Source organism: Klebsiella sp. 141251 (genome assembly GCF_050600725.1).
Classification (GTDB): Bacteria; Pseudomonadota; Gammaproteobacteria; order Enterobacterales; family Enterobacteriaceae; genus Klebsiella; species Klebsiella aerogenes.
This window is the reverse complement of record NZ_JAQIRG010000007.1, coordinates 281,538-296,577: the sequence shown is the minus strand read 5'-3', so window position 1 is coordinate 296,577 and position 15,040 is coordinate 281,538. Positions and strand designations below refer to the sequence as shown.

17 protein-coding genes are annotated in these 15,040 nt (G+C 55.1%); 6 read left to right on the top strand and 11 right to left on the bottom strand.

Annotated elements, in window-relative coordinates:
• Positions 1-44 precede the first annotated feature (44 nt).
• A complete protein-coding gene (locus PGR09_RS17725; RefSeq protein WP_045393628.1) occupies positions 45-272 on the top strand; it encodes a YceK/YidQ family lipoprotein in 228 nt (75 codons plus the stop codon).
• Here the strand turns inward: PGR09_RS17725 and PGR09_RS17720 are convergent, their stop codons facing one another.
• The 3 genes from PGR09_RS17720 to PGR09_RS17710 all read right to left on the bottom strand — a co-directional run bounded on the left by PGR09_RS17720 (position 273) and on the right by PGR09_RS17710 (position 3,093).
• Positions 273-659, bottom strand: coding sequence for a MysB family protein (locus PGR09_RS17720; protein ID WP_045393629.1), 387 nt, complete (start codon positions 657-659; stop codon positions 273-275).
• A gap of 90 nt (positions 660-749) precedes the next feature.
• Positions 750-2,000, bottom strand: coding sequence for a multidrug efflux MFS transporter MdtG (gene mdtG / locus PGR09_RS17715; RefSeq protein ID WP_047066444.1), 1,251 nt, complete (start codon positions 1,998-2,000; stop codon positions 750-752).
• Positions 2,001-2,172: 172 nt separating this feature from the next.
• Positions 2,173-3,093: a Kdo(2)-lipid IV(A) acyltransferase gene (locus PGR09_RS17710; protein WP_430916360.1), complete on the bottom strand. Its 921-nt coding sequence runs from the start codon at positions 3,091-3,093 to the stop codon at positions 2,173-2,175.
• Positions 3,094-3,300: 207 nt separating this feature from the next.
• Between PGR09_RS17710 and PGR09_RS17705 the strand changes: the two genes are divergently transcribed.
• On the top strand, positions 3,301-4,365 hold the full coding sequence (locus tag PGR09_RS17705) for a rhodanese-related sulfurtransferase (protein WP_049061350.1): 1,065 nt from the start codon (positions 3,301-3,303) through the stop codon (positions 4,363-4,365).
• On the opposite strand, the gene PGR09_RS17700 is transcribed toward PGR09_RS17705, so the two are convergent.
• The 7 genes from PGR09_RS17700 to mdtH all read right to left on the bottom strand — a co-directional run bounded on the left by PGR09_RS17700 (position 4,351) and on the right by mdtH (position 9,704).
• Positions 4,351-4,464: a DUF2770 family protein gene (locus tag PGR09_RS17700; protein ID WP_064571551.1), complete on the bottom strand. Its 114-nt coding sequence runs from the start codon at positions 4,462-4,464 to the stop codon at positions 4,351-4,353. The two genes, PGR09_RS17705 and PGR09_RS17700, sit on opposite strands and share 15 nt — an antisense overlap.
• 58 nt (positions 4,465-4,522) lie before the next feature.
• On the bottom strand, positions 4,523-5,641 hold the full coding sequence (solA, locus tag PGR09_RS17695) for an N-methyl-L-tryptophan oxidase (protein ID WP_430916359.1): 1,119 nt from the start codon (positions 5,639-5,641) through the stop codon (positions 4,523-4,525).
• A gap of 124 nt (positions 5,642-5,765) precedes the next feature.
• The gene (gene bssS, locus PGR09_RS17690; protein WP_045393644.1) at positions 5,766-6,020 is read right to left on the bottom strand and encodes a biofilm formation regulator BssS; all 255 of its coding nucleotides are present in this window, start codon (positions 6,018-6,020) and stop codon (positions 5,766-5,768) included.
• 304 nt (positions 6,021-6,324) lie between these two features.
• On the bottom strand, positions 6,325-6,570 hold the full coding sequence (gene dinI, locus PGR09_RS17685) for a DNA damage-inducible protein I (RefSeq protein ID WP_045393647.1): 246 nt from the start codon (positions 6,568-6,570) through the stop codon (positions 6,325-6,327).
• Positions 6,571-6,643: 73 nt separating this feature from the next.
• Positions 6,644-7,690 carry a dihydroorotase gene (pyrC, locus tag PGR09_RS17680; RefSeq protein WP_430916358.1) on the bottom strand — a complete coding sequence of 349 codons (1,047 nt, stop codon included), beginning with the start codon at positions 7,688-7,690 and terminating at the stop codon, positions 6,644-6,646.
• A 130-nt stretch (positions 7,691-7,820) separates the two neighbouring features.
• Positions 7,821-8,381 (bottom strand): lipoprotein, encoded by a 561-nt coding sequence (locus tag PGR09_RS17675; protein ID WP_015367205.1) that lies wholly within the window; start codon positions 8,379-8,381, stop codon positions 7,821-7,823.
• Between the two features lie 114 nt (positions 8,382-8,495).
• Positions 8,496-9,704, bottom strand: coding sequence for a multidrug efflux MFS transporter MdtH (gene mdtH, locus PGR09_RS17670; RefSeq protein WP_045393652.1), 1,209 nt, complete (start codon positions 9,702-9,704; stop codon positions 8,496-8,498).
• 227 nt (positions 9,705-9,931) lie between these two features.
• Here mdtH and rimJ point away from each other — a divergent pair, with 227 nt between their 5' ends.
• The 4 genes from rimJ (at position 9,932) to murJ (ending at position 13,748) form a co-directional block, all read left to right on the top strand.
• Positions 9,932-10,516 (top strand): ribosomal protein S5-alanine N-acetyltransferase, encoded by a 585-nt coding sequence (gene rimJ / locus PGR09_RS17665; protein WP_045393654.1) that lies wholly within the window; start codon positions 9,932-9,934, stop codon positions 10,514-10,516.
• Positions 10,517-10,525: 9 nt separating this feature from the next.
• On the top strand, positions 10,526-11,173 hold the full coding sequence (locus PGR09_RS17660) for a YceH family protein (protein WP_045393656.1): 648 nt from the start codon (positions 10,526-10,528) through the stop codon (positions 11,171-11,173).
• Between the two features lie 2 nt (positions 11,174-11,175).
• The gene (locus tag PGR09_RS17655) at positions 11,176-12,099 is read left to right on the top strand and encodes a Gfo/Idh/MocA family protein (RefSeq protein ID WP_289576733.1); all 924 of its coding nucleotides are present in this window, start codon (positions 11,176-11,178) and stop codon (positions 12,097-12,099) included.
• Between the two features lie 113 nt (positions 12,100-12,212).
• A complete protein-coding gene (murJ, locus tag PGR09_RS17650; RefSeq protein ID WP_015367200.1) occupies positions 12,213-13,748 on the top strand; it encodes a murein biosynthesis integral membrane protein MurJ in 1,536 nt (511 codons plus the stop codon).
• Between the two features lie 56 nt (positions 13,749-13,804).
• Here the strand turns inward: murJ and PGR09_RS17645 are convergent, their stop codons facing one another.
• A complete protein-coding gene (locus PGR09_RS17645; protein ID WP_315710013.1) occupies positions 13,805-15,019 on the bottom strand; it encodes an MFS transporter in 1,215 nt (404 codons plus the stop codon).
• Positions 15,020-15,040 lie beyond the last annotated feature (21 nt).

Below are 15,040 nucleotides of genomic sequence, written 5' to 3'. Positions count from 1 at the left end.
ATACCGGCAATTGTGCCGGTATTTTTTTGCCTGAGAGGAAGTGAATGAGAATATTTCTGCTTATCGCCATGACGCTGGTCCTCAGCGGCTGCGGCAGCATTATTAGCCGTACGGTGCCGGGGCAGGGCCATGGCAACCAGTATTACCCCGGTGTACAGTGGGATGTTCGCGATTCAGGCTGGCGCTATCTGACTATTCTCGATCTGCCATTCTCGCTGGTATTCGATACGCTGCTGCTGCCGCTAGACGCCAGCCATGGTCCCTACGAGTAATTAACGCTCATCCCACTCATCGGCTGCGGTCTGCCCCTCTTCGGTATCCAGGGAGGGCTCCAGCTGAAACTCGCCTTCGTCCCATTCGTGTAGCGTATTCTCTTCCACCCACTCCTGGCGTAGCTCGATTTCGTCATAATCGCCGTCAAATACGCTCTGTGCCGCCTCACCACTGAGCATGGGCAAACACTCGCCTTCTTCATCTTCGCTGGCGAAGAATTCGGCCCGCCAGGCGATATCGCCGTCCTGGAGAATGTATTTCTGCATATTGAACTGTTCGATATCGGCACTTTCTTCATCGCTGTCGGGATTATCGGCCAAAAACTCTTCCCGGGCGGCGTCGATTGCCTCTTCAAGCGTGGCGTAGAAAACTGATTCCGTTGACATAGCTAACCCCCTAAGAAGAATGAAAAAGGACACGTTTCAATCTATAGAAGGCGGTTAGCCTGGCGTCAAGGCAGAGTAGCGCTGAAGCGCTTAATTTACCGAACGTTTACCCGAGCCTCCGTCATCCGCTGAAGCGTTGTGCCGTGGGCGGCGCAGACTGATGGTTGAGTAAAAGGCGTTAAACAGGACGACGCAGGCGGTGACGAGGAACACGGCGCGGAAGCCGTAGTTGGCCGAGACCGAGGCGCCGATTAACGGCCCGGTGACGTTACCAATATCGCGAAACGACTGGTTATAGCTGAAGATGCGCCCCGATATCTGGCTGGTGGAGTTGTAGACCAGCAGAGTTTGTACGGCGGGTAACAGCGCGCCGTCGGCGGCGCCGAGCAAAAAGCGCAGAATGCCTAGCTGCAGCGGCGTCTGTACGAAGGACATCGGGATTAACAGCAGCACGGAAATAACCAGGGCAACGATCAGGATCTTTTCCGGCCCGATACGATCGCCGAGCTTGCCTAAACGTGGCGCGCTCAGCAGGGCGGCAATGCCGGGTACGGAGGCAATCATACCGCTAATAAAGGCGATATTACTGACGTTACCCGCCAGGTCGCGCACGTAGAGCGTCAGGATCGGCGCAATGGATCCGGTAGCGACCTGGATAATCAATGAGGTGACGAACAAGCTGAGCACCAGTTTCGGGTTCTTAAGCGAACCGAAAACGTCCCTGGCATTGAGCATCTCTTTTTTGTTCACCGGAACAAAGTTTTCGCGGATTAAAAACAGGGTGAACAGGAAGCAGATAAACAGCACCGTGGCGGTCATGAAGAAGACGGTGCGCAATCCCCAGTGGTCGGCAAGGAAACCGCCCGCCAGCGGGCCCAGCAGCGCGCCGCTTACCGCGCCAGTTGAAAGCGTTCCTAGCGCCCAGCCGCTTTTCTGACGCGGGATTTGGGTCGCGATCAGCGCATTGGCATTGGGGATAAATCCGCCCAGTAAACCCAGCAGCGCGCGCAGGATCAGGAATTGCCATATGTTCTGCGCCATGCCCATCAGCATCATGACGATGGCCATCCCCAGCGCCGAGCGTAGCAGCATAATCTTACGCCCTTTACGGTCGGCCAATCCGCCCCAGAACGGCGAGGCGATGGCGGAAAACAGGAAGGTAATGCTAAAGACCAGCCCTGACCACATATTCAGCGCGCTATGGCCGGTCACGCCCAACTGTTCGACGTAGAGCGGCAAAAAAGGCATCACGAGGCTAAAGGCGGCGCCGGTTAAAAAGCAGCCAAGCCAGGTGACGGTAAGATTTCGTTTCCAGTTGATAGGCGTATCAGCAGACGGCATAAGGTCTCACTGGCCCGCGGCGCGGGTCAAAATAAAGGAAAATATGAGCCTGCTAATTATGCGCCTGAGAAATGGTTGCCGCAATGGAGCGTAGCTTTTAAAGCTAAAGGAGTATTAAAAAGGACTGGCGGTAGAATTTATCCGGGCGAGGACCACCCGGATAGAGAGTCAATCAGTAGCGCGAAGGTACGCCTTCCGGACGAGTTTTAAAGCGGCGATGCAGCCACATATATTGCTCTGGCGCCATCATGATGCATTTTTCGACGATTTTGTTCATCCACGCGGCGGTGGTTTCTGCGTTTTCCAGAGGCGGATCGCATTCCGGCGGCAGCATAATGAGCTCATAGCCTTTGCCGTTTGGTTTACGTCGTGGGACAAACGGCACAATGCAGGCTTTGGACATTTTCGCCAGCATCCAGGTGCCGGAAGTGGTGGCGGCCTGGTCGACGGCGAACAGCGGCGCGAAGACGCTGGCGGTCGGGCCGTAGTCGTGATCCGGGGCGTACCAGACCACTTCGCCTTTTTTTAGCGCGCGGATCATGCCTTTGAGATCTTTACGGTCAATCATATCTTTGTTGGAACGCAGGCGGCCCCAGGTCTGCAGCCAGTCGATAACCGGGTTGTCATTTGGCCGATAAACCCCGATACCGGGCTCGTTCATGCCGAACATGCGCGCGCCCATTTCCAGCGTCAGGAAATGGATACCAATCAGCAGAATGCCGCGGTTTTGCGCCTGCACGTCACGGACATATTCAAAGCCAATGGTATCGGTCCAGCGCGCAATGCGGCAGGTAGGCCAGAACCATGCCATGCCGGTTTCCATCAGGCCCATGCCGACGGACTCAAAGTTTTGCACTACCAGTTGATGACGTTCTTGCTCGCTCTTCTCAGGAAAGCAGAGCTCAAGATTGCGATAAGCGATTTTTGCGCGGCGCTTCATAAAACGCATTGCCAGGCGACCGATGGCATTACCGAGACGGTAGATAATCGGATAAGGGAGCTGGACGACTAACCACAACAGGCCAATGCCCAGCCAAAGCAGCCAGTAGCGCGGATGGAGCAGCGCGGCGGAAAATTTCGGTAAATGGGTCATTTCATACCTGTCTGATTTAACAACGCGTTCTATTATCGCATTTTTTTCCGCTGTCGCCAAAAGCCGTCTCCTGCCGCAGCTGATTGTTAATGACTGAAAATTGCGTGGATGAAATGTAGCGTAAAATGTAGGGATGTAAATTAACGGTGTTTGCTATATGATGCCCGCCGTTTATTTTACTCATTTCCTATGTCGAGCAGGTACACCATGCCAGTGTTACACAACCGCATTTCAAATGAGACGTTAAAGGCGCAGATGTTGGCTGAAACCGAGCCGCGCACGACGATCTCGTTCTATAAATATTTCACTATCGTTGACCCGAAAGCAACCCGTGATGCCCTGTGGCTGGCGCTGACTAAGCTGAATGTCTTTGGTCGCATCTATCTGGCGCATGAAGGTATTAATGCGCAGATCAGCGTGCCGGAAAGCAAGGTCGCGGCGCTGCGTGAATTTCTTGATGGCTTTGACCCGGCGCTGAAGGGGTTACGTCTGAATATCGCGCTGGATGATGACGGTAAATCCTTCTGGGTCCTGCGTCTCAAGGTCCGCGACCGTATTGTGGCCGACGGTATTGATGACCCGACCTTTAACCCCTCTGACGTTGGCGAGTACCTGAAAGCGGCGGAAGTGAACGCGATGCTGGACGATCCGGACGCGGTATTCATCGATATGCGCAACCATTATGAGTACGAAGTCGGCCACTTCGAGAACGCGATGGAAATTCCGGCGGATACCTTCCGCGATCAATTGCCGAAAGCGGTTGAGATGATGCAGGAGTATAAAGACAAGAAGATTGTCATGTACTGTACCGGCGGCATTCGCTGTGAGAAGGCCAGCGCCTGGATGAAACATAGCGGTTTCAATAAGGTGTGGCACATTGAAGGCGGGATTATCGAGTACGCGCGACGCGCCCGTGAACAGGGCTTACCGGTACGCTTTATCGGTAAGAACTTTGTCTTTGACGAGAGAATGGGCGAGCGTATTTCTGATGATGTGATTGCCCACTGCCATCAATGCGGCGCACCGTGCGACAGCCACACCAATTGCCTGAATGACGGTTGCCATTTGCTGTTTATTCAGTGCCCGGCTTGTGCCGAGAAATTTGCCGGTTGCTGCAGCGAAGCCTGCATGGAAGAGCATAAACTGCCGGAAGAGGAGCAGCGCAAACTGCGGGCGGGACGAGAGAATGGCAATAAGATTTTTAATAAATCCCGCGGCCGTCTGAATACCAAATTAGGTATCCCGGATCCCGACCCGTCAGTAAAACCATAACCAGATGAGGTCGATTGCCGCTAGCAGCAGCCACAGCGCGAGATAAATCATAAAGTGCTCGCGCACGTTGTTGACTAACCAGTGATACAGGCGACGCATACACACTCTCTGATATGAAACGGCCTCGATTGAGGCCGTTTTGTTTTATGGCCGGCTATTATTGTGAAAATCGCGCCAGCGAGAAGGGAGCGAGATCAAACTCCGTCGTTTCGCCTTGCGCAAATTGCGTCGCAATTTCCCCTAGTACCGGGGCAAACTTGAAACCGTGACCGCTTAACCCGGTAATGAGTAATGTATTGTCGTGACCGGGAAGCGTATCGATGATGAAGTCTTCATCTACCGTATTATCGTAAGTGCAGGAGGCGCCGTGCAGGCAGCCGCCAATCCCGGGTAGCACGTTGCGCAGGAAGTTGAACGACTCCGAGCCATCGCTGGCCACCGCGCCAAACGGTTTACGCTCTTCCGGTTCGGAAATCAGCTGGCCGCCGTTATGCTTGCCGATCTTCAATTCGTTGTCTTCTGCCGGGAAGCCATAATACTGATCGCCATTCGGCAGTTCGCCGGTGAAAGCAGGGAAGTTGTTTTTCGCGCTATAGCGACCATCGGCCTGGAACCAGGCGAAGACTTTACGTACCGGTTGAATGGGCAGTTCCGGCAATAATTTTGTTACCCAGGTTCCGGCGCTGATCAGCAGTTTTTTGCCGCTGTAGCTACCATCGGCGGTATCGATGGTCACGCCGTCGGTGTGATGGTGAATTGCGGTAACCGGGCAGTTGAACAGTTGGGCGCAGCCCGCTTCGCGCGCCATGCGAATCCAGGTTTCTACCGCCAGCTCGCTGCGTAACACGCCGGAAGCCGGTTCAAAAATAGCCCGGTAATCTTGCGGAATACGAATCTCCGGCCAACGTTTCATGACCGCCTCAGCATCCAGCTCTTCCACGTTAAGCTCAAACTGACGCGCGCTGTGGGCCACGTTATTGAGAAAATCGGAGCTCGCGGGGCCAAGGTTAATAACTCCGGTTTTTTCGAATACGGCCTCGCCGCTACTTTGCGCAAATTCGTCCCATAGCTGCTGGGCGCGTAGCACCAACGGCACGTATCTTTCGCCCTCGCCATAGGCGTGACGGATCAGCCGCGTACTGCCATGGTGGCTGCCTTCCTGGTGCGGCGGTTTGTGGGCATCGGTCATCAGGACATTCAGACCGGCGCGACGGGCGTAATAGCCGGCGGCAGCGCCAACGGAGCCACTACCGATAATGATGAGGTCGTATTGCATGGTGAGTTCCGGGTTATTGTTTTATTAGCAGGGTAATTAACATCAGCCGGATGTACAAGCGCGAAAAATAATTCAGGCACCCGCAGGTGCCTGTTCAGTGAATATTTAGACATCATCGGTGATGCTAATGTCTGCGATACTCATTTTCCTGGTAATCGCCAGATTCTATCTTCGCTATTCCTGCTTCCAGAATAGAAATAAACTGACGTGCGACATCCGTCGTTAGCCATAGCGTCTGGCCAATTTCTGCTTCTTTATTGCTTTCTTGCGTGGGGTTTTGGTAGTGCAGGCGCAACATCAGCGCATCGTAGCTATCAACGGTGCTGATGTCCCATCCGACGAGGGGATGGGTCTGGATGACTTCATTATTCTTTTCCATCATAACCCCTTATTCATATGTTAAAAGACAACAATTCTCGAGGTTTAATGCTTGTTTTCTGAAGCACGTTAATTATATCAGCAGTTAAGTACAAACTCGAGAAAATAAATAATTAGAGACAAATTTTGCTCTGATTGGCGGTTTTTTGCGCGAGTTTCGTCCTGGGTCTCATTATTTTTTAAGGAATTTATCAGGATATTAAGGAAAGTCTTAGTTATAAGCGGAGATAAAAAAGCCGGGGCGACCCGGCAAAAAAAAGCACAATGAGGGAGCAAATTGATTTTGCGTAAGCAAACCCGGAGGCTTAGTCGTGGATAAACCAGTCGTCGGCGCTTTCCCAGGTTTCCTGCAGGATTTCGCTAATCCGGTCTTTGTCTTCTTTCAAACCACCGATGACCGACAAATTATTGCCGGCGGCATAACGTACCGTGACCTGGTTTTCACGTTCCGGGTAGTGTTGAGCGATACGTTTAGAGAGTTCGTTATTCAGCGCTTCCAGCGCGCCGCTGGGTAAGGCTGTGGTTTTGGCAATTGACACTTCGATGCGCATAATGGCCCCCTGGGTAATATACTGTTTATTTATACAGTAACGCTTGCGCATTTACAACAGGGGGCAAAAAACTTTATTTTTTCATCGTCCAACGCACGGTTTCACCGGCCAGGAACGGCACCAACGTATCGCCTGGAAGGGCGATGCTTTCGGCAACGGTGCTTTCTTCGCGTACCAGTTCAACGTAGCTTTCATTCACCGGCAGGCCGTAGAAACGCGGGCCATTCAGCGAGCAGAAAGCCTCAAAATGCGCCAGCGCGTTCATCTCTTCAAAGACGGTGGCGTAGCTGCCGAGCGCGGTTGGGGCATTGAAACAGCCCGCACAGCCGCAGCTGGCCTCTTTACGGTGGCGCGCGTGCGGGGCGGAGTCGGTGCCGAGGAAGGCGCGGCTGAACCCGCTGGCGACCAGTTCACGCAGCGCCTGCTGGTGGACATTGCGCTTGAGGATCGGCAGGCAGTATAGATGCGGACGAATACCGCCAACCAGCATATGATTGCGGTTAAACATCAGATGCTGCGGCGTGATGGTGGCGGCCAGCAGTTCGTTGCCGTCGCGCACGTATTCAGCGGCATCTTTGGTGGTGATATGTTCGAAGACCACTTTTAACCCCGCCAGCCGTTTGCGCAGCGGTTCCATCACCGTCTCGATAAAGCGCGCTTCGCGATCGAAGATATCAATATCAGCGTGGGTAACTTCGCCGTGCACCAGTAGCGGCATGCCCAGTTTTTCCATCCGTTCCAGCACCGGCATAATGGCATCGGTGCTGGTCACACCGTGACTGGAGTTGGTGGTGGCGTTTGCCGGGTAGAGTTTGGCTGCGGTAAATACGCCTTCATGGAATCCGCGTTCCAGTTCGTCCGGGTCGAGCGTGTCGGTCAGGTAGCAGGTCATCAGCGGAGTGAAATCATGCCCGGCGGGAATCGCATCGATGATGCGCTGGCGATAAGCAATGGCAGCAGCGACGGTCGTTACCGGCGGTACCAGATTCGGCATCACGATCGCCCGGCCATAAAACTCACTGGTGTAAGGCACGACGGTTTTTAACATATCATCATCGCGAAGATGGATATGCCAGTCGTCAGGGCGGCGGATTTTCAATACCTGGGGTTGTGCTGTCATGGAAGGCTCCGGCTAATTGGTTCAGTCATCAGGGCTGTTTTTTGCCGGGCACTAAGGATAAGCGTAAACGTTTTCCTTTGCACTCATTTCCGTAAAAAATTAAGGGCGCTATATTCAGCGCCCTTATCGTTTAGTCAGTGAAGGGGATGATTATCTCGCCCGGTTTCACTTCAATGCCTTTAGCGTATTTCTTCGCTAAGGCCTCGCCGGTGCTGGCATCTTCACGCAGAACGTAGGCCGGTTGCTGGTTGAAATAGCTGCGCAGCGACTGATTCAGATAGGGGATCAGCGTCTGTACCACGGAGGTGAGCTTTTCCGGCTTAACTTTCGCATCGACGACTTCCATTTCACGCAGATAAATCGCGCCTTGCTCTTTATTGAACACCGGCAGCGCTTTAAGCTTCAGGTCGATGGTCGCTTTCTGATTGCCAAACAGCGAATTCAGATCCAGATTAGCGGTTCCGCTCAGCGCCACTTTGTTAGGCTCTTCACGACCGATGGCGCTGGTCAGGTTTTGCAGTTCAATATGCGCATCCGCTACGCCAGGCAGGCCGATATCTTTGGCGAAGTGATTACGTTTCTGCAGCGCCTGGTTAATCTCCTGCTCGCTCACCGAGTATTGCGTAAGCTGGTTACATCCGCTCAGAAGGCCGCTGACAATCAGCGCGGCCGCGATCAACATCTTTTTCATTGGGTTCCTTAACGTCATGCCATGGCTAATCCTGACACAAAGCAGCATGGTCTGCTAGCCCCGCTTGTACTAGCGGAAAATGCTGAAAAAAAGGATTACCACTTTGGCCGCGCGTCAGATGCGCGGTTCCAGCATACCGGAAGCCGACCGTTTCTGGCTGAACTGCCACCACAATGCAATGAATGTCGCAAAGCCGATAATGCCCAACATCAACCACGGGAGTTCAGGCTGACTGAGCACTTTACCGGCATCAAACAGCCAGCCGCCGCCGGCGTACCCCAGCGCGCCGCCGAAGGCCAGGCCAAGGCGGCTAAAACCCATATAGCTGCCTCGGGCGCGGGCATCGGCTAGCGAAGCGCCCAACGTTTCGCGCGCAGGCTCGGCAATGATCGAGCCGATATAGAAAATACAGATTAAGGTAAACAGCTGCTGTAGCGTACTGGTTAAGCCAATCGGCAGCATCGCCGCCGTCATCACCAGTAAACCTGCCATCAGGCGATGCTCAAGACGAAAACGTTTTTCGCTCCAGCGGGCAATGGGGTACAGCAGGGTCAGGGAAATTGTCGCCTCAATGGCATACATCCATTTGACCGCCGCCGGAGAACCCGCAATATCGTTAACCATAATCGGCAGCATGAGCATCACCTGTACGGCCAGCATGTAGTAACCGGTCAGGGTCAGCACGTAAGTGACAAAGCGCTTATCACGTAACACCAGCCCCAACCCTTCGCGGACCGGCGTTTTGACCGTCGAGAGTTTCCAGGCCGGTAGGTACCAGGCGTTAAACGCGGCGCAGGCAATAAAAAGCGCCGCCCCCGCGCTGCATACCAGACGGAAATCGTACTGTAATAGCCAGCTGCCTAGCAGGGCGCCGATTACCGCGCCGGCGCTATCCTGCATCATAAGAATAGAGAAGAAGCGACCGCGTTGATGCGGGCGCACCAGCTTGACCACCAGCGCCGCTCGCGGCGGGTCGAACAGTGTGCCGCCGAGACCGGACAAAATGCACGAGAGCCAGAGTACCCAGGGCTCATGGGCGACGGCCATCGCCGCGAAACCGCCGGCGCGCATCAGCATCCCGGTGACGATCATCGGTTTAGCGCCAAAACGATCGGCGATCGCCCCACCGAAGATGCCTAAACCTTGTTGCACCAGCTGACGCAGACCGAGGGCAATACCGACCATCAGCGCCGCCCAGCCCATCTGGTCGACAAAACGGATCGATATCAGGGGGAATACGACAAAAAAGCCGAGAACAACCAGCATGTTATCGACTAACAGGAAATATTTACCCAGGCTCCTTGCCTGCGATACGCGGGACATTTCCCCTCCAGGGAAAAAGAAAGATAAGCTTAGATATTCTGCGGGTGCGCCGGTTATTTTCCCAGCATACTGGCGACAATATTTTTTTATCAAAAAGCAAGATCGATTGAGGCTATTCATCGAAAAATGGAGATGGTGCAGAAAATGGTATGTTGCTGTTTTCACACCTTCACTCAGGGAAGGTATAGTGAAAGATATCAGTTTGGGGTAGGGAACAGGAGTGAGGAATGTTTGGCTATCGCAGTAACGTACCCAAGGTGCGTTTGACGACGGACCGGCTGGTGGTGCGGCTGGTTCACGATCGTGACGCCTGGCGTCTGGCCGATTACTACGCGGAAAACAAAGGGTTCCTGAAACCCTGGGAGCCGGTGCGCGATGAAAGCCACTGTTATCCCTCCGGCTGGCAGGCGCGATTGTCGATGATTACGGAATTTCATAAACAAGGTTCGGCATTCTATTTCGCGCTGCTCGATCCTGATGAGAAAGAGATTATTGGGGTAGCAAACTTCTCCAACGTAGTGCGCGGTTCATTCCACGCCTGCTATCTCGGCTATTCCATTGGTGAAAAGTGGCAAGGGCAGGGGCTGATGTTTGAAGCGCTGACCGCGGCGATTCGCTATATGCAGCGTACGCAGCATATCCATCGCATCATGGCCAACTATATGCCGCACAATAAACGCAGCGGTGACTTGCTCGCCCGACTGGGTTTCGAGAAAGAGGGTTACGCTAAGGACTATCTCCTCATTGATGGGCAATGGCGAGATCACGTATTGACGGCATTAACGACCACTGACTGGACCCCGGGGCGCTAAGGAGACAACATGAAATATCAGCTAACCGCGCATGAAGCGCGCATTATTGGTTGCCTGCTGGAGAAGCAAGTGACCACACCCGAACAATATCCGCTGTCGGTGAATGCGGTGGTCACCGCCTGTAACCAGAAAACCAACCGCGAGCCGGTGATGTCGCTGGCGGAAAGCGATGTTCAGGATTTGCTGGATGAACTGGTTAAACGCCACTATCTGCGTACGGTAAGCGGTTTTGGCAATCGAGTGACCAAATATGAACAGCGCTTCTGTAATTCCGAATTTGGCGACCTCAAGTTAACAGCGGCGGAAGTCGCCATCGTCACGACGCTGCTGCTGCGCGGCGCGCAAACGCCAGGCGAGCTGCGCAGCCGCGCGCAGCGGATGTATGAATTCCGCGATATGGCCGAGGTGGAAAGCACGCTCGACAATTTGGCCAGTCGCGAAGACGGCCCGTACGTCGCGCGCCTTCCGCGCGAACCGGGTAAACGCGAAAGCCGCTATATGCACCTGTTTTGTGATGACATGGATTCGCTCATTACCGTCGTGGAAGCCGTGTCGCCGCCGAATGACGATCTGCAGGCGCGCGTCGAGGCGCTGGAGGCGGAAGTGGCTGAGCTCAAAGTACGCCTTGATTCACTACTGGCTCATTTAGGAGAGTAACCGTGACGGCAAAATTACGCGTTGGCGTGGTGGGGCTCGGCGGCATTGCGCAAAAGGCATGGTTGCCGGTGCTTGGCGCCGCCGATGGCTGGACGCTGCAGGCCGCCTGGTCGCCGGGGAAAGAGAAAGCGTTACGCATCTGTGAAACCTGGCGTCTACCTTATGCCGAGTCTCTGGATGCGCTGGCGGCGCAATGTGATGCGGTATTTGTCCATACCTCAACCGCTTCACATTATGAAGTGGTGCATCATCTGCTGAATGCAGGAGTTCATGTTTGCGTGGACAAGCCGCTGGCGGACAAGCTCAGCGAAGCCGAATCACTGGTTGAACTGGCGGCGCGTCGGCGTTTAACGTTAATGGTGGGTTTCAATCGCCGTTTTGCGCCGCTGTATCGTGAATTAAAAGCGCATCTCAACGATGCGGCGTCATTGCGCATGGATAAGCATCGCAGCGATAGCGTGGGTAAAGAGCTGCGTTTCACCCTGCTGGATGATTATCTGCATGTTGTCGATACCGCGCTGTGGCTGGCGGGAGATAAAGCGCGGGTGAATGGCGGGGTCCTGCAAACCACTTCTCAAGGGGAAATGCTCTACGCCGAGCATCACTTCAGCGTGGGGCAGCTGCAAATCACGACCAGCATGCATCGTCGCGCCGGAAGCCAGCGTGAGTGGGTACAGGCGGTGACCGATGGCGGGCTGTATGAGGTGAGCGATATGCGCGAGTGGCGTGAAGAGCGGGGCAGCGGAATCTTGCAGCGCCCGGCGCCCGGCTGGCAAACGACGCTTGAGCAGCGTGGATTCGACGGCTGCGCGCGGCACTTCATTGAATGCGTGCAAAATCAGACGGTTCCGGAAACCGCCGGCGAGCAGGCGCTCTTAGCCCAGCGGATCGTGGAAAAGCTCTGGCGTGAAGCGATGAGCGAATAACTGGTTGTAACAACTGACAGTAGTAATTCATTGCGAACCCGGTAGACTATCGCCACTTTCCAGCGCCCGCTTTTGCGGGCGTTTTACTCCATGGGTTGTGGAATAAGACAGTAATGAATCTATTAAAATCATTAGCGGCAGTCAGCTCGATGACCATGTTCTCGCGCGTACTGGGGTTCGCCCGCGATGCTATCGTCGCGCGTATTTTCGGCGCCGGGATGGCGACCGACGCCTTTTTTGTGGCCTTCAAACTGCCAAACCTCTTGCGGCGTATTTTTGCCGAAGGCGCCTTTTCTCAGGCCTTTGTGCCGATCCTCGCTGAATATAAAAGCAAGCAGGGCGAAGACGCGACGCGGGTGTTCGTCTCCTATGTTTCCGGGCTGTTGACCCTGGTTCTGGCGCTGGTCACGGTGGCGGGGATGCTGGCTGCGCCGTGGGTGATTACCGTTACCGCACCGGGCTTTGCCGATACGCCGGATAAGTTTGCCTTAACCACCCAGCTGCTGCGTATCACCTTCCCCTATATATTATTGATCTCGCTGGCATCGCTGGTGGGGGCGATCCTTAACACCTGGAACCGCTTCTCGGTTCCCGCCTTTGCGCCGACCTTCCTCAACGTCAGCATGATTGGTTTTGCTCTGTTTGCCGCGCCTTATTTTCATCCGCCAATGCTGGCGATGGCCTGGGCGGTTACGGTTGGCGGTATCCTGCAACTGGCGTATCAACTGCCGCATCTGAAAAAAATCGGTATGCTGGTACTGCCGCGGGTTAATCTGAAAGATGCCGGGGCGATTCGCGTGGTTAAGCAGATGGGGCCGGCGATCCTCGGCGTCTCCGTCAGCCAGATTTCGCTGATTATCAATACCATTTTCGCCTCCTTCCTGGTCTCAGGTTCGGTCTCCTGGATGTATTATGCCGACCGTCTGATGGAGTTCCCCTCCGGCGTGTTGGGCGTGGCGCTGGGGACTATCCTGTTGCCATCGCTATCAAAAAGTTTCGCCAGCGGCAATCATGATGAGTACTGCCGACTGATGGATTGGGGGCTGCGCCTGTGTTTCCTGCTGGCCTTGCCAAGCGCGGTGGCCTTAGGCATTCTCGCTAAGCCGCTGACGGTATCGCTATTCCAGTATGGTAAGTTCAATGCTTTCGATGCGGCGATGACTCAACGCGCGCTGGTGGCTTATTCGGTTGGGCTGATGGGGCTTATCGTGGTGAAGGTGCTGGCGCCGGGCTTTTACTCGCGCCAGGATATCAAGACGCCGGTTAAAATCGCCATTGTTACTCTGATAATGACCCAGGTGATGAACCTGGCGTTTATTGGCCCGTTGAAGCATGCCGGCTTGTCGCTGTCTATTGGTCTGGCCGCTTGTCTGAACGCCGCGCTGCTTTACTGGCAACTGCGTAAGCAGAAAATCTTCACCCCGCAGCCGGGGTGGTTCGTCTTCCTGCTGCGTCTGGTCATCGCGGTGCTGGTCATGGCGGCAGCGCTCGTCGGCGTGATGTATCTGATGCCGGAGTGGTCGCAGGGGACGATGCCGTTCCGCCTGATGCGCCTGATGGTAGTGGTGGTGGCCGGCGTAGTCGCCTATTTCGCAACCTTGCTGCTGCTCGGTTTCCGCCTGAAAGAGTTTGCCCGCCGCACGATTTAAATTCATCGCTACGTCGGGCCTGACTAACCCGTTCCGCTATGCGGAGCGGGTTTTTTTTATCTCACGGCGCGGTCAGCGGCCTTTAGACGGGCATTTTCCAGCAGGCGGATAATCAGAGCAATCGCGCCGCTGCTCACCGCCAGAATCACCACGCCATTCCAGCCAGCCAGCACGTACAGTTTACTTCCCAGCACCGAACCCAGAGCCATACCAATGAAGACCACGGTAAACAGCAAAGCGTTAAGCCTGCCGCGGGCCTGGGGCTCCAGGCTGTAAACCAGATTTTGATGCGCCACCAGACTTGATTGCAGACCAAGGTCAAAACCGATAGCCGATAGTGCAATCAGCGCCAGTTGGCCATGTACCGGCAGGGCGGGCAGCAGCAACATCAGGGCAAAGGAGACGGTGACGAATGCCGCGCCGAGCTGGGTGACTCTCCCCGCGCCAACTTTATCCGCCAGACCGCCTGCCAGCGGTGCCGCCAGGGCGCCTGCCGCGCCCGCGATACCGAAGCCGCCGGCGACCGCGCTACCCATCTGGTAATGTTCGGCGAGCATCACCGCCAGCGTCGACCAGAACGCGCTAAAGGCGATAGATAAAAAGCCCTGGGCGAATGCCGCGCGGCGCAGCGCAGGATAGCGCTGCCACAGATGGGCCATCGACCTCATCAACTGCGGATAGCTGAGGGTAGAGTGGATCTCAAAACGCGGCAGAACACGCCACATTAACAGGCCGATGAAAGCGATACTGACTGCCGCAGCCTGGTACATGACTCGCCAGCCAAATAGCGCGCCGACCAGCCCGCTGACGGTACGCGAAAGTAGGATCCCCAGTAGCAGGCCGGTCATCACCGTACCGACCATTTTCCCCTGTTTGCCCGCCGGCGCAAGAATGGCCGCTGCCGGGACAATATCCTGCGCCATGGTCGCCGCCATGCCGATCAGCAGGCTGACGACCAGCAGCGAGGTCAGTTGTCCGGTCAGGCTGCAGAGTAGCAACAGCGCCGCCAGTACGGCGCTTTTCAGCAGGATAAGCGTTCTGCGATCGTGGCGATCGCCGAGCGGCAGCAGAAATAATATTCCCAATGCATAGCCTGCCTGGGTCAACGTGGGCACCAGCCCCATTCCTTCAACGCTGAGATGCAGGTTGGCGCCGATTAATGGCAGCAGCGGCTGGGCGTAGTAGATGGATGCGACGCTAAAGCCTGCGCCGAGCGCGAGAATAAATATAACCCAGCCGGCCTGGCGGGTGGATAAAGGAAGCGGTGTCATAGTAATGCCCTCGTAAATGCG

Bases quoted from the DNA above. Each gene is read 5' to 3' on its own strand.
- PGR09_RS17725 (WP_045393628.1), top strand. From the start codon at position 45: ATGAGAATATTTCTGCTTATCGCCATGACGCTGGTCCTCAGCGGCTGC.
- bssS (WP_045393644.1), bottom strand. From the start codon at position 6,020: ATGGAAAAGAATAATGAAGTCATCCAGACCCATCCCCTCGTCGGATGG.
- PGR09_RS17660 (WP_045393656.1), top strand. From the start codon at position 10,526: ATGAAATATCAGCTAACCGCGCATGAAGCGCGCATTATTGGTTGCCTG.
- solA (WP_430916359.1), bottom strand. From the start codon at position 5,641: ATGCAATACGACCTCATCATTATCGGTAGTGGCTCCGTTGGCGCTGCC.
- dinI (WP_045393647.1), bottom strand. From the start codon at position 6,570: ATGCGCATCGAAGTGTCAATTGCCAAAACCACAGCCTTACCCAGCGGC.
- mdtH (WP_045393652.1), bottom strand. From the start codon at position 9,704: ATGTCCCGCGTATCGCAGGCAAGGAGCCTGGGTAAATATTTCCTGTTA.
- mdtG (WP_047066444.1), bottom strand. From the start codon at position 2,000: ATGCCGTCTGCTGATACGCCTATCAACTGGAAACGAAATCTTACCGTC.
- PGR09_RS17700 (WP_064571551.1), bottom strand. From the start codon at position 4,464: ATGCGTCGCCTGTATCACTGGTTAGTCAACAACGTGCGCGAGCACTTT.
- PGR09_RS17710 (WP_430916360.1), bottom strand. From the start codon at position 3,093: ATGACCCATTTACCGAAATTTTCCGCCGCGCTGCTCCATCCGCGCTAC.
- PGR09_RS17645 (WP_315710013.1), bottom strand. From the start codon at position 15,019: ATGACACCGCTTCCTTTATCCACCCGCCAGGCCGGCTGGGTTATATTT.
- PGR09_RS17675 (WP_015367205.1), bottom strand. From the start codon at position 8,381: ATGAAAAAGATGTTGATCGCGGCCGCGCTGATTGTCAGCGGCCTTCTG.
- rimJ (WP_045393654.1), top strand. From the start codon at position 9,932: ATGTTTGGCTATCGCAGTAACGTACCCAAGGTGCGTTTGACGACGGAC.
- murJ (WP_015367200.1), top strand. From the start codon at position 12,213: ATGAATCTATTAAAATCATTAGCGGCAGTCAGCTCGATGACCATGTTC.
- PGR09_RS17705 (WP_049061350.1), top strand. From the start codon at position 3,301: ATGCCAGTGTTACACAACCGCATTTCAAATGAGACGTTAAAGGCGCAG.
- PGR09_RS17720 (WP_045393629.1), bottom strand. From the start codon at position 659: ATGTCAACGGAATCAGTTTTCTACGCCACGCTTGAAGAGGCAATCGAC.
- pyrC (WP_430916358.1), bottom strand. From the start codon at position 7,690: ATGACAGCACAACCCCAGGTATTGAAAATCCGCCGCCCTGACGACTGG.